Origin of the sequence: Flavobacterium circumlabens (assembly GCF_004345565.1) — a bacterium.
In the GTDB taxonomy this organism is placed as follows: Bacteria; Bacteroidota; Bacteroidia; order Flavobacteriales; family Flavobacteriaceae; genus Flavobacterium; species Flavobacterium circumlabens.
In genome coordinates, this window is the sequence record NZ_SLWA01000001.1 from 1,074,758 (window position 1) to 1,086,700 (window position 11,943).

The window sequence follows — 11,943 nt, forward strand, 5'->3', positions numbered from 1 at the left end:
CTAAAAGAAGAAATTAGAAAAGAATAATTTTAAAATATATAAATTATGAAAAAGAATTTAAAATGGCTTTTACTGGTTTCATTGACCTTTATGGCCTGTAATAGCGATGATGAAGCTGTAGTTGCAGATTCATCAGATGGAGCACCTTTGACTGCCGGTACAGCAAATTTTTCTAAATATGTTGCTTTGGGGAATTCTCTGACTTCCGGTTTTAGTGATGGGGCTCTTTTTAAAAGAGGGCAGGAAGGGGCTTATACTAATATTATGGCGCAACAATTTAAATTAGTGGGTGGAGGAGATTTTAAAATTCCTTACACAAACGATAATGTTGGTGGACTGCTTTTTGGAGGGCAGGTAAATCCGGCTTTTGGTCCTAGATTGTATTTTAATAGTTCAGTGTCTGCAACTCATCCAAGTCCAACTGTTGATCCTGTTTCGGGAGTATCAACGACAGAAGTGTTTAATGCGGCAGTTGCGGGTGGAGGGCCTTATAATAATACCGGAGTTCCAGGTGCTAAAAGTTTTCATTTGTTGTCACCTACTTATGGTGCAGCGGCTGGTTTAGCTAATGGAACAGCAAACCCTTATTATGTGCGTTTTGCTCCTAACGGAACTACTTCGGTATTGGCGTATGCAATGAGCCAGACACCTACATTTTTTTCTTTATGGATAGGAAATAATGATGTTTTAGGATATGCTACATCAGGGGGAGATGGTTCCAACCCAATTACTCCTGTAACTGGAGCTCCGGGTGTTGGTTTTGATGGTACTTATGGCGCATTAGTTACAACTTTAACTTCTTCGGGAGCAAAAGGTGTTGTGGCTAATATTCCTTATGTAACTTCAATTCCGTTTTTCAAAACTGTTCCTCACAATCCTTTATCGGTATCCCTTTTGGGTGCTGGAAATACGGCAGTTGGCGTAGCTACAGTCAATGCGCTTAATGCACAATTGTATGGTCCGCTTAAAAATGCATTAACGTTTTTTGGAGCAGGTGACAGAATTAATTTATTATCAACTACTGCGTCAAATCCATTATTGATAAAAGATGAGTCTTTAACTAATTTATCAGCACAGCTTACGGCGGCTTTTACGCCCACATTAGGTGCTCAGACAGCTGCTTTCTACGGTGCTGTTTTTGGACAGGCACGTCAGGCTACTTCATCCGATTTGATTCTTTTAACAACTCAGTCTGCAATTGGTAAAGCGCCTACTGCGGCCAATTCAGGTGTTGGATTTGCTCCGCCGGCTCCCTTAGATAAATTTGGAATTACTTATCCTTTACAGGATAAATTTGTTTTGATTCCAACGGAAGTTGCTGAATTAAAAATAGCAACAGATTCTTATAATGCAATTATAAGATCGTTAGCAGACTCAAAAGGACTTGCATTTGTTGATGCTAATGCCTTCCTGGGGGAAATAGATAATGGTGGAATTCCTGCAAATGGCTATACACTTACTTCAACATTTATTTTTGGAGGGACTTTTTCTTTAGACGGGATTCATCCTTCTCCAAGAGGTTACGCTTTTATTGCTAATAAATTCATTGAAGCCATTAATAAAAAATACGGTTCCAACTTAAAAGGAGTGAATGTGGGTAATTACCAGAACCTGTATCCCGCAAGTCTTCCGTAAAGCCAATTTTTTTTAGTGAGAAAGCCACTCGTTTATAAAATGCAGTGGCTTTTTTATTTAACTAAAAAATTACCATTTTAGATATTTGGGACCTGAGTTTTAGGAATCAAACAAAAACATAGTATTTTTTCTAAAAAAAATATTGATTTTATATTTTAAAAAATTATCTTTGCGCTCTGAAAAAAGAGGTATTTTCGATAAACCTAAATAGCTATTTAATAAATACATAAGTAATGTCAAAAGTAATAGGAAAAGTTGCTCAAATCATTGGACCAGTAGTTGACGTAGTTTTCAACGGTAAGGATGTTGAACTTCCAAAAATTTATGATTCACTAGAAATCACTAAAAAAGACGGAACGTTGTTAGTTCTAGAAGTACAATCTCACATTGGTGAAAACACTGTTCGTACTATCTCTATGGACTCTACAGACGGTTTGTCAAGAGGATATGAAGTAGTTGGAACGGGTAATCCAATCCAAATGCCAATCGGTCCGGATGTATATGGAAGATTATTCAATGTAATTGGAGATGCAATTGATGGTTTAGGAAACTTGCCAAAAACAGGAGAATTTGGTTTGTCTATTCACAGACAAGCGCCTAAATTTGAAGATTTATCAACTTCATCAGAAGTTTTATTTACAGGTATTAAAGTAATCGATTTGATTGAGCCTTACGCAAAAGGGGGTAAAATTGGATTGTTCGGTGGTGCTGGTGTTGGTAAAACAGTATTGATTCAGGAGCTGATCAACAATATCGCAAAAGGTCACGGTGGACTTTCTGTATTCGCAGGAGTAGGGGAAAGAACACGTGAAGGAAATGACTTGCTTCGTGAGATGTTAGAGTCAGGAATTATTAAATACGGTGATGATTTCATGCACTCTATGGAAAATGGAGGATGGGATTTATCTAAAGTAGATATGCCAGGAATGAGAGAGTCTAAAGCTACTTTCGTTTTCGGACAAATGAATGAGCCTCCTGGAGCTCGTGCGCGTGTAGCACTTTCAGGATTATCTATTGCGGAATATTTCCGTGACGGAGCCGGAACTGATCAGGGGAAAGACGTATTGTTTTTCGTTGATAACATCTTCCGTTTTACTCAAGCAGGTTCTGAGGTATCAGCACTTTTAGGACGTATGCCTTCTGCAGTAGGTTACCAGCCAACTCTGGCAACAGAGATGGGTGCTATGCAAGAGCGTATTACTTCTACAAACAAAGGATCTATTACATCTGTACAGGCGGTTTACGTTCCTGCGGATGATTTAACCGATCCGGCGCCGGCTACAACTTTTGCTCACTTAGATGCAACAACTGTATTGTCTCGTAAAATTGCTGAATTAGGTATTTATCCGGCGGTTGACCCGTTAGATTCTACTTCAAGAATTTTGACTCCTCAAATTTTAGGAGCTGAGCATTATGACTGTGCACAAAGAGTAAAAGAGATTCTTCAAAAATACAAACAATTGCAGGATATCATCGCGATTTTAGGTATGGAAGAATTATCTGAAGAAGATAAACTTTCTGTATCAAGAGCACGTCGTGTACAGCGTTTCTTATCTCAGCCTTTCCACGTAGCGGAACAATTTACAGGTATCCCTGGAGTTTTGGTTGATATTAAAGATACGATCAAAGGATTCAACATGATCATTGATGGTGAGTTAGATCACCTTCCGGAAGCAGCTTTCAACTTGAAAGGTTCTATTCAGGATGCGATCGAAGCTGGAGAAAAAATGTTGGCGGAAGCATAATCTGGTTTTCAGTATTCTGTCGCAGTATTCAGTACTGAGACTGGTAACTGAGACTGTAAACTAAAAAAAATGACTTTAGAAATAGTATCACCAGAAGCAAAATTATTTTCAGGAGAAGTAACTTCGGTTACATTGCCCGGAGTTGATGGAAGCTTTCAAATATTGAATCATCACGCTCCTATTGTTTCTATTTTAGAAAAAGGAACTATTAAAATTGTGGCTCCAAGCTTCAATTTTTCTAAAGAAGTAGCGGGTAAATTCACGAAAGTAAATGACCAGACTTATACTTTAGAGATTGTGTCAGGTACTATCGAAATGAAAGACAATAAGATAATTGTTTTAGCAGACTAAAATAATTTGAAATAAATTTTAAAAGCCATTCGCGAAAGCGAATGGCTTTTTTTATACTTTTAAACTATTAAAATCTCTTTATAAAAATATTGATTCAGCTATAAAAGCTCAGTAAGCTTTTATTATTACGTTTTGTCAGCCGATGAAGCGTAGAAATCTATGTCAAATTTTATAAAGAGTATCTATGAAAAATATAAAAATTGCCGTTTTAGGCGGTGGAGGCAGAACTGGAAAATATCTTGTAAACCAGTTGTTGAAACAAGGATTTAGTATAAAACTTTTACTAAGAACTCCTGAAGACTTTACAATTCAAAATTCACAAATCGAAATTATCAAAGGAGATGCAGTCGATGAGAATACTATTCGTCTATTGCTCGCAGGATGCCTGGCTGTAATCAGTACTATTGGCCAGCGCCATGGAGAGCCAATGGTGGCAAGTCGGGCAACCAGTAATATATTGAAAGTGATGAAGGAATATAACATTAAAAGATATATTTTGTTGGCAGGGCTTAATATTGATACTCCCTTCGATAAGAAAGGCGAAAAAACAACTTTGGCAACAAACTGGATGAAAACCAATTATCCTGAAATTCAAAAAGACCGACAATCTGCGTATGATCTTTTGACTCATAGTGCTGTTGACTGGACATTAGTCAGGGTTCCGTTTATTGAATTTAGGGATCTCAGTTCTAATTTGTCAATAAGCCTGGAAGATTGTATGGGAGATAAAATTAGCGCCCTTGACATTGCTGACTTTATGATTAAGGAAATGTTGGAGTCTGAATTTTCCCGAAAATCGCCTTTTGTAAGCGGTGTTTAAAAATTAGAAAAGTAACGGCGGATGATATCAAATCCGCCGTTTTATTTAATATTGAGATCATTTTCATAACTTTGCTTTTATGAAATTACCCGAAAACCTTACCCAAAAACTTGAAAACAGAAAGCAAAACAATTCGTTGAGACAATTGCCAAGTTTTAATAATCTTGTTGATTTTTCTTCTAATGATTATATTGGGTTTTCAAAATCGGAAGCTATTTTTAAGCAGGCACATCATTATTTAATAGAAAATGACATCATTCAGAATGGGGCAACAGGTTCACGATTGATTTCCGGTAATCATTCGCTCTATCAAATTGCCGAATTGTTTATTGCGCAGTTTCATGGCTCAGAATCGGCTTTAATTTTTAATTCGGGTTACGATGCCAATGTGGGTTTTTTTAGCGCTGTACCACAAAGAAATGATGTTATCCTTTACGATGAACTGAGTCACGCTTCTATTCGTGACGGAATTGTAATGTCGAATGCTAAATCATACAAATTCAATCACAATGATTTTGAAGATTTAGAACGTCTTATTCTGAAATTTCCCGATACCACAATCTATATTGTCACCGAAACTGTTTTCTCTATGGATGGCGACAGTCCAAATTTAGAAGAATTGGTCGCGTTATCCGAAAAGTACAATTGTTTCCTGGTGGTAGATGAGGCACATACTTTAGGTGTTTTTGGAGAAAAAGGCGAAGGACTAATGCAGTATTTGCAATTGCAGGACCGCATTTTTGCACGTATAATGACTTTCGGAAAAGGTCTGGGTTGTCATGGCGCTGCAATTTTGGGAAGTTCAGCCTTAAAAGAATATCTGGTGAACTTTGCAAGAAGCTTTATTTACACTACAGGATTATCTCCGCATTCCGTTTCAACCATTTTAACCGCTTATCAGCATTTGGAAACTGAAAAGGAAACAATCGAAAAATTACGTCAGAACATTGTATTTTTTAATCAGCAAAAGAATTTATTGGGCTTAAAGCCCATGTTTGTCAGAAGCAAATCGGCCATTCAATCAGCAATTGTTCCGGGAAATAAAAATGTAAAACAATTGGCAGGGCAATTACAGGATAAAGGTTTTGATGTAAAACCGATACTTTCACCAACAGTTCCCGAAGGACAGGAACGCCTTCGTTTTTGTATTCATAGTTATAATTCACAAGAAGAAATTAATCAGGTTTTAAATTTACTAGGAAATTTCGTATTTTAGCACGCCGATTAAATGGATTAAACGGGTTTGACACGGAAAATAATCACTGATTTACTCCATAAAGAAATTTCTAAGCCTATCCTGCAAGTGTTTTATGAGGTCTATAACCATCTTGGGTATGGCTTTCTTGAGAAAGTATATCATAATGCAATGTACTTTGAACTAAAATCTCAAGGCTATGAAGTCGAGGCGCAGAAACAAATTAAGGTATATTATAAAAATCGTTTAGTTGGCGAATATTACGCCGATTTAGTAATTGAAGATACTATAATTGTGGAACTTAAAGCAGGTCAATGTCTTTTGAGTTCGCACGTGGCCCAATTAATGAATTATTTAAAATCAACCCCTATTGAAGTCGGATTAGTTTTAAATTTTGGTGAAACCCGGAGTTTAAACGTTTAGTGTATACGAATAATAGAAAAACAAATATAAAAAATCAGTGACAACCTGTTTAATCCGTATAATCTGCGAACTGTTTTGAAATTTATTTTTAAAATATCTCCTTCTTTAAGTCCTGATTTTCCTCACTTTTCAAAAAAAGTTGAAATTTTTTTGTAACGTTTTGGTTCTTTGATTACTTACGAGTCGTAATCAAAATAACTAAACCATTATGAAAACGCAATCCACTATATCAAAACAAAATAGCTTCAATTTTATTTTTATCATTCTTACTTCAGCTGGATTCGGGTATGCTTTTGTAAACCAGTTTTTATTAAACAAACCGAATCTGGGATTTCTTGTTCAAATGGCATTTTTGTGTATTGCTTCTTTTGCTTCCTGGCAGAGAAATAAGAAACGTAATTAAAAAAGGAGTTTTCAATCATTCAATCAATTTAAATCAATCAACAAAATGAAAAATGTATTCAAATCAGCAGTAGCAGTAATATTATTTGTTTTTAATGGCGCAATCAATGCCCAAACGGTTTCTCCTCAATTAGAAAACTCCCTTTTGTGGGAAGTCTCAGGGAATGGATTAACAAAACCTTCTTATTTGTACGGAACGGTTCATATGATTTGCGGACCGGATTATTTTCTATCCGAAAAAACAAAAAAAGCATTTGACGCTTCATCGGAATTAGTTTTGGAAATTAATTTTTCGGATCCTAAAGAAATGACTGATATGCAGCAAATGGCAATGGGAAAAGAACCTTTAAGTAAAAGATTAAATCCGGAACAATTGTCTAAATTAGATGCAATTTTGAAAAAGACATCCGGAATGAGCGTTCAGCAAGTAGATGCTTTTAGTCTGATGACCGTGATGAGTTTGATTTCGATGAAATCTTTTGGCTGCAATGATCTCAAACTTTACGAAATGGAGTTTATCGAAAGCGCTAAGAAAAGAAACCTGAAAGTTGAGGGACTGGAAACGGTTAAATCGCAGTTTAAAAGTTTTGAAAATGCTTATGCTGATGATGAAATGCTAGCAATGCTGGAAGAATCAGATGTGGAAGAAACAAAGCTGTTGGTTGCGAATTATAAAAAGGAAAATTTAGAAGAACTATACAAGATTTCAACTTCTGAGAATATAATGAATGCTAAAGCCAAAAAATACATGCTTGACGAAAGAAATCAGAATTGGGTTAAACTTTTGCCGGAAATGATGAAAAAGGAAAACCTGTTTGTGGCAGTAGGAGCAGCGCATTTGGCTGGTGAAGAAGGAATAATTAATTTACTTAGAAAAGCAGGATATACTGTAAAACCAGTAATGAACTAGAACTATTTTGAAAGAGAAAGAATTTTTAAACCGGATAGAAAGTCATAAAGGAATCTTGTACAAAGTTTCTAAAATGTACATGAATAACCAGGATGATCAGCAGGATCTGTTTCAGGAAATTGTCTGTCAGCTTTGGAAATCGTATGAATCCTTTAGAAACGAAAGCCAATTCTCAACCTGGATGTATCGTGTGGCAGTAAATACTGCGATCGTATTCCTGAAAAAAGAAAAACGGAAAGTAGACAAATACGAAATTGCCTCAGAGAATATCAAAGATGATGAAGGCGACTCGCATATAAAGGAAAGTCAGATTGATCATTTTTATAAAGCAGTTCAGAAATTAGGCAAGATAGATAAGGCTATCATTTTCTATCAGTTAGAAGGGTTCTCTCACAAGGAGATAGGGGATAATTTAGGGATTAGTGAAGGAAATGCCAGAGTGAAATTAAACAGGGCAAAAGAAAAATTAAAAGAAATAATAAAAAATCAGGGATATGGATTTTAACGATATACAAAACGCATGGAATAACGAAAAAGGTGAAAATATCGTTCTTCCGAATAATTTAGAAAAAATACAATCGGCAAACACTCCTTTGGATAAAATTAAAAAGAATTTGAAGAACGAATTTATTTACCAGATCATATCAATTGTTTTTATGGGGTTTATTCCTCTTATATACAGTTTTCCGGCAAAAATGACTGTTCTGTATTACTTGCTGTTCAGCCTTTTTACAGCAGTATGTATTTATTATTTAGTAAAGCTTTACTTGTTTTATAAAAGACTGAATACCGTGACCTTAAAAACAAAAGACAATTTGTACGAGACTTATTTTGATATCAGGCTTAATATGGAATTGTATAAAACCTTTGGATTTGCCTTAACGCCTTTTCTAATTCTATTTTTGATTGGGTTTGGTTATTATGAATTTTCTAAGATTCCAGGTTTTTTTGCAAAAGAGTTAACTAATTTTCAAATAGCCGGTATTTCTTCAATTGTAGTTTTAGCCATGCTTTTTATGGGCATTTCGCTGGAATGGTGGGTTCATAGGTTTTATGGGAAATTTGCCAGAGAAATCAAGGCTGTTATTGACGAATTAAAAGAAGAATAATAAATACAACCCATCGTAATTGATGGGTTTGTTGTTTTTATTGGTATTTTTGTATCCCATTAAAAACAACAAAATGAAATTATTTATTACAGGAATTTCAACCGATGTTGGTAAAACGATTTCTTCTGCAATACTTGTAGAAGCTTTAGAAGCCGACTATTGGAAACCGATTCAGGCCGGAGATCTGGATCATTCGGACAGTCATAAGATCAAATCTAAAATATCAAATACAAAAACGCAGATTTTTGAGAACAGTTATAAATTGAATACGCCCGCAAGTCCTCATCTGGCAGCGGAGATTGACGGAATAACAATCGATTTAGAACAAATAAAAGAGCCAAAAACGGATAATCATTTGGTTATTGAAGGGGCCGGAGGAATTTTTGTTCCGCTAAATCAAACGCATTCGATTATAGATCTGATTCAACCCGATTATAAGATAATTGTAGTTTCCAGACATTATTTAGGAAGTATCAATCACACCTTGTTAACGGTTGAAGCGATTAAAAACAGAGGTTTTGAAGTCTCCGGAATTATCTTTAGCGGAAGCGAAAACAAATCTACCGAGGATTTGATTTTAAATAGAACGGGAATAAAATGCATCGGCAGAATCGATGAAGAACCCTATTTTGATCAAAATGTAATTCGGGAGTACGCTGAATTATTTCGACATAATTTGTTGTCGTTAGAGAAATCTAAAATCTAAAATCAGAAATCTACAATATTACATCAGATGACCTTATCAGAAAAAGACAGCCAGTATTTATGGCATCCTTATACACAGCATAAAACAGCACAAACGCCAATTGCAATCACAAGAGGAGAAGGCGCTTTGCTTTGGGACGAGAATAACAAAGAGTATATTGACGCTATTGCTTCCTGGTGGGTAAATCCGTTTGGGCATAGTAATAAAATTATAGCTGATGCGATTTACAAACAATTAACCACTCTGGAACATGTTTTGTTTGGAGGCTTCACACATGAACCAGCGATAAAAGTAGCCGAAAAACTGATGGAAATTTTGCCTGCAAATCAGCAGAAAATCTTCTTTTCGGATAATGGTTCAACAGCTGTAGAAGTAGCCATAAAAGTGGCACTGCAGTATTTCTTCAATAAAAATGAAAAAAGAACCACGATAATTGCTTTCGAAAATGCTTTTCACGGAGATACTTTTGCGGCGATGGCAGCAAGCGGAATCTCTTTTTACACTCAGGCTTTTCAGGGAATGTTTATAGACGTGGTCAGAATTCCGGTTCCTGTAAAAGGACAGGAGGAGTTTAGTTTTAAGGCCTTGAAAACGGTGATTGAAAGTCATAATTGTGCCGGATTTATTTTTGAGCCCTTAGTGCAGGGAGCAGCGGGAATGGTGATGTATGAGCCCGAAGCACTGGCTACTTTGATCGGGATTTGTAAAGAGAATAAGGTTTTAACTATCGCTGATGAAGTGATGACCGGTTTTGGTAAAACCGGAAAAACTTTTGCAATGGATTATGTTGCCGAAGAACCGGATATGATGTGTTTGTCGAAAGCCCTGACCGGAGGAACGATTCCAATGGCAATTACCACTTTTACCCAGGATGTTTTTGATGCTTTTTATGATGATGATATCAATAAAGCATTATTTCACGGACATACCTTTACGGCAAATCCTACGGGTTGTTCAGCTGCCCTGGCTAGTATTGATTTGTTGCGGACAGCGGAAATGCAAAATAACATTCAGAGAATAAATGTAAGTCATTTAATTTTTCAGAAAAAGATCGAAAATCATCCAAAAGTGATCACGGCCAGAACGCTCGGGGTAATCTTTGCCGTTGAAATTAAATCGGATGCTGAGGAAAGTTATTACGGTTCGATGCGTACCAAGCTTTATAATTTTTTTATAGAAAAAGGCGTGGTTTTAAGGCCAGTGGGAAATATTGTTTACATTTTACCTCCGTACATTATGACTGATGAGCAGCTTCAGAAAGTATATGATACGATAGAAGAAGCTATTGAAATGGTTTAATTTAGTTTGAAAATCCTGTGAACTTTGCATAAACTTTTGCGAACTTTGCGGTAAAATTATTTATTTTGAATTTACAAAAAATCTCTATTACAGCCTTTTCATCTATTTCTCCTTTGGGAAATACTGCAGAGGAAGTCTGGAAAAAATATCTTGGCAATCAACATTGTTTTACAAAGCAAATTTTAGATCAGCAGGAAACGTCTGTAGCAGCTTTAAGTGTTGAATCAGGGCAAATGGTAGCGGAAGTTCGGGAATCGGATATCAAATATAAGTTTTTGGACAGTTCTGTCTTGTTTGCTTTAACGGCTTCACGAAAAGCAGTTGAAAAAGCCGGTTGGAATAAAGAAGCTATTTTCGGAATCAATATTGGCTCTTCGCGCGGTGCCACTGATTTATTCGAAAAGCATTATAAAGAATATTTAGATACAGGAAAAGCACAGACCTTAGCTTCTCCAACCACAACATTAGGAAATATATCTTCCTGGATTGCACATGATTTACAAAGCGCTGGACCTGAAATTTCACACTCCATTACCTGTTCTACGGCACTCCACGCACTTTTGAATGGAGTTGCATGGCTGCGGTCCGGAATGGCCGATAAGTTTTTGGTGGGTGGAAGCGAGGCCCCTTTAACAGATTTTACGATTGCTCAGATGAGAGCTTTAAAAATATATTCGCGTATTGATCAGAACGAAGAAGCCTGGCCGAATCTTGCTTTTGATTTTGAAAAGACACAAAACACCATGATTCTGGGTGAAGGGGCAGCGGTTTGTTGTCTGGAAGCGGGCGAAAAAGAGAATGCAATCGCATATGTGACCGGTGTCGGTTATGCAACTGAAATTTTAGAACATAATATTTCAATTTCGGCAGAGGCAGATTGTTTTCAAAAGTCTATGAAAATGGCACTGCAACACACTAGCCCGGAGGAAATTGATGTTATTGTCATGCATGCACCCGGAACCATTAAAGGAGATTTGACAGAATTACGTGCTATCGAAAAAGTTTTTGGTTCTGGAATTCCATTATTGACTACCAATAAATGGAAAATTGGACACACTTTTGGTGCTTCCGGAATATTAAGCTTAGAATTAGCACTCTTAATGATGCAGCATAATACTTTTATCAATGTTCCTTTTGCCAAAGTACAAAAGCAAACAAAACCATTAAAAAAAATAATGATTAACGCAGTAGGCTTTGGAGGTAATGCGGTTAGCATCTTAATTGAAAAAGCTTAGATCTGTAAAGATTATAATAAAAAAACCATTCGCCGCGGCGAATGGTTTTTTTTTATGGAGTACACAAAGTGTTTGTGTTTTATTGAAATATAACTTTCTTAGTCGTCGTATGA

General features: G+C 36.2%; 12 protein-coding genes. All 12 read left to right on the forward strand.

Annotated elements, in window-relative coordinates:
* Window positions 1-45 precede the first annotated feature (45 nt).
* The gene (locus EV142_RS04570) at window positions 46-1,635 is read left to right on the forward strand and encodes an SGNH/GDSL hydrolase family protein (protein WP_132033131.1); all 1,590 of its coding nucleotides are present in this window, start codon (window positions 46-48) and stop codon (window positions 1,633-1,635) included.
* A 233-nt stretch (window positions 1,636-1,868) separates the two neighbouring features.
* Window positions 1,869-3,380: a F0F1 ATP synthase subunit beta gene (atpD, locus tag EV142_RS04575; RefSeq protein WP_127338959.1), complete on the forward strand. Its 1,512-nt coding sequence runs from the start codon at window positions 1,869-1,871 to the stop codon at window positions 3,378-3,380.
* A gap of 69 nt (window positions 3,381-3,449) precedes the next feature.
* On the forward strand, window positions 3,450-3,731 hold the full coding sequence (locus EV142_RS04580) for a FoF1 ATP synthase subunit delta/epsilon (protein WP_132033133.1): 282 nt from the start codon (window positions 3,450-3,452) through the stop codon (window positions 3,729-3,731).
* A 184-nt stretch (window positions 3,732-3,915) separates the two neighbouring features.
* A complete protein-coding gene (locus tag EV142_RS04585; protein ID WP_132033135.1) occupies window positions 3,916-4,551 on the forward strand; it encodes an NAD(P)-dependent oxidoreductase in 636 nt (211 codons plus the stop codon).
* Window positions 4,552-4,630: 79 nt separating this feature from the next.
* Entirely contained in the window at window positions 4,631-5,767 is a 1,137-nt protein-coding gene (locus tag EV142_RS04590) for an aminotransferase class I/II-fold pyridoxal phosphate-dependent enzyme (RefSeq protein WP_132033137.1), read from the forward strand.
* A 27-nt stretch (window positions 5,768-5,794) separates the two neighbouring features.
* A complete protein-coding gene (locus EV142_RS04595; RefSeq protein ID WP_238698781.1) occupies window positions 5,795-6,169 on the forward strand; it encodes a GxxExxY protein in 375 nt (124 codons plus the stop codon).
* A gap of 448 nt (window positions 6,170-6,617) precedes the next feature.
* Complete coding sequence (locus tag EV142_RS04600) at window positions 6,618-7,481, forward strand: TraB/GumN family protein (protein ID WP_132033139.1); 864 nt, start codon at window positions 6,618-6,620, stop codon at window positions 7,479-7,481.
* A 4-nt stretch (window positions 7,482-7,485) separates the two neighbouring features.
* The gene (locus EV142_RS04605; protein ID WP_197984822.1) at window positions 7,486-7,986 is read left to right on the forward strand and encodes an RNA polymerase sigma factor; all 501 of its coding nucleotides are present in this window, start codon (window positions 7,486-7,488) and stop codon (window positions 7,984-7,986) included.
* Window positions 7,976-8,590 carry a hypothetical protein gene (locus EV142_RS04610; RefSeq protein WP_132033143.1) on the forward strand — a complete coding sequence of 205 codons (615 nt, stop codon included), beginning with the start codon at window positions 7,976-7,978 and terminating at the stop codon, window positions 8,588-8,590. The genes EV142_RS04605 and EV142_RS04610 overlap by 11 nt, the downstream gene beginning before the upstream one ends.
* A 73-nt stretch (window positions 8,591-8,663) precedes the next feature.
* Entirely contained in the window at window positions 8,664-9,296 is a 633-nt protein-coding gene (bioD, locus tag EV142_RS04615; RefSeq protein ID WP_132033145.1) for a dethiobiotin synthase, read from the forward strand.
* Window positions 9,297-9,323: 27 nt separating this feature from the next.
* Window positions 9,324-10,595, forward strand: coding sequence for an adenosylmethionine--8-amino-7-oxononanoate transaminase (bioA, locus tag EV142_RS04620; protein WP_132033147.1), 1,272 nt, complete (start codon window positions 9,324-9,326; stop codon window positions 10,593-10,595).
* A gap of 65 nt (window positions 10,596-10,660) precedes the next feature.
* The gene (locus EV142_RS04625; protein WP_132033149.1) at window positions 10,661-11,830 is read left to right on the forward strand and encodes a beta-ketoacyl synthase N-terminal-like domain-containing protein; all 1,170 of its coding nucleotides are present in this window, start codon (window positions 10,661-10,663) and stop codon (window positions 11,828-11,830) included.
* Window positions 11,831-11,943: the final 113 nt, after the last annotated feature.

What these genes read in the sequence shown, in the direction of transcription:
- EV142_RS04600 (WP_132033139.1), top strand. Translation starts at nt 6,618, where the DNA reads ATGAAAAATGTATTCAAATCAGCAGTAGCAGTAATATTATTTGTTTTT.
- EV142_RS04570 (WP_132033131.1), top strand. Translation starts at nt 46, where the DNA reads ATGAAAAAGAATTTAAAATGGCTTTTACTGGTTTCATTGACCTTTATG.
- EV142_RS04585 (WP_132033135.1), top strand. Translation starts at nt 3,916, where the DNA reads ATGAAAAATATAAAAATTGCCGTTTTAGGCGGTGGAGGCAGAACTGGA.
- bioD (WP_132033145.1), top strand. Translation starts at nt 8,664, where the DNA reads ATGAAATTATTTATTACAGGAATTTCAACCGATGTTGGTAAAACGATT.
- atpD (WP_127338959.1), top strand. Translation starts at nt 1,869, where the DNA reads ATGTCAAAAGTAATAGGAAAAGTTGCTCAAATCATTGGACCAGTAGTT.
- EV142_RS04610 (WP_132033143.1), top strand. Translation starts at nt 7,976, where the DNA reads ATGGATTTTAACGATATACAAAACGCATGGAATAACGAAAAAGGTGAA.
- EV142_RS04580 (WP_132033133.1), top strand. Translation starts at nt 3,450, where the DNA reads ATGACTTTAGAAATAGTATCACCAGAAGCAAAATTATTTTCAGGAGAA.
- EV142_RS04590 (WP_132033137.1), top strand. Translation starts at nt 4,631, where the DNA reads ATGAAATTACCCGAAAACCTTACCCAAAAACTTGAAAACAGAAAGCAA.
- bioA (WP_132033147.1), top strand. Translation starts at nt 9,324, where the DNA reads ATGACCTTATCAGAAAAAGACAGCCAGTATTTATGGCATCCTTATACA.